Here is a 1,105-nt window from a genome sequence, read left to right as displayed (position 1 = left end):
AGATGAAAAGAAAGATGCAGAGATTTGTGACTGTGTCCACTGCGGCGGCGCTGTCTCTGGCCATGGCGGTGCCTGGAAGCGCGGCGTATCAGCCGGAGCAGAAGTTCCAGGACGTGAGCCGGAGCGCATCCTACTACGAGGATGTGATGGACGCCAACTACTACGGCCTGATGGCGGGCGTGAGCGGGAAGACCTTCGATACGGAGAGCACCATCACCCGGGCCATGTGGGTGACGATGCTGTACAAGATGGCGGGACAGCCAGCGGTGCAGAGCAAGGACACCTTCACCGACGTGAAGACGGGTGACTGGTTTGCCCAGGCGGCCACCTGGGCGGTGGAGCAGGGGATCACGGCGGGCTACGAGGACGGAAGCTTCGGTGTGAACCAGACCATCACCCGCCAGGAGATGGCGGTGATGGCGTCCAAGTTTGCGGCGCAGTATAAGGACGCGGTGGTCAGCGCCTCTGCGAACCTGGCCGGTTACGCCGATGCCGGGGAGCTGGACAGCTGGGCCAGCGAGGCCATGTCCTGGGCACTGTCCAGCGGTGTGATGCAGGCGGTAGACGGCAAGCTGTCCCCCAAGAGCACGGTGAGCCGGGCCAACACGGCGGGTGTGGCGGTGCGGCTGTATGAGCTGGGCGGCGTGGATCTGGACACCATCACGGCGCTGGAGAAGGACTGGACCCAGGCGGCCCAGCTGCCGCTGACCGGCTGGTTCACGAAGAACATCGATGTGGAGGGTGACCGCCAGGTGACGGTGTACATCTCCGAGGAGGCGTCCATCCGCTCCTACTTCACCGTGATCGCGGTGCCCAATGGCGTGGATACCCAGCAGTTCCTGGAGGACGAGGGGTGGATCGACCTGATGGACCAGAAGGGCGAGGCTCTGTTCGTACTGGAGCCCGGCGCGGAGGGCTGGGGCAGCGCGGCGGAGGAGAAGGCCTACATGGACGCCGCCATTGCCTTCCTGAAGAGCGGCAGAAATGAGGCTGGCATCAACGTGTTCTCCACCTTTGGAGAGTTTTATCTGGCGGGCTACGGCGAGGGTGCCGCTCCCCTGGAGGCCTGGGCCGCTGAGAATCCCATCTTTGTCATCAGCCAGGC

Annotated in this window: 1 protein-coding gene; it reads left to right on the top strand. The window is 64.0% G+C overall.

Features of this window, described 5'->3' with window-relative positions; all coding sequences use genetic code 11:
- Positions 1-14: 14 nt before the first annotated feature.
- Positions 15-1,105 (top strand): S-layer homology domain-containing protein (locus NE584_RS19295; RefSeq protein ID WP_256183543.1); only part of this gene is annotated, 1,091 nt, incomplete at its 3' end.

It is taken from the genome of Clostridium sp. DFI.5.61, assembly GCF_024462915.1.
GTDB classification, from domain to species: Bacteria; Bacillota; Clostridia; order Oscillospirales; family Oscillospiraceae; genus Lawsonibacter; species Lawsonibacter asaccharolyticus.
This window is presented reverse-complemented; position numbering and strand designations above follow the sequence as displayed.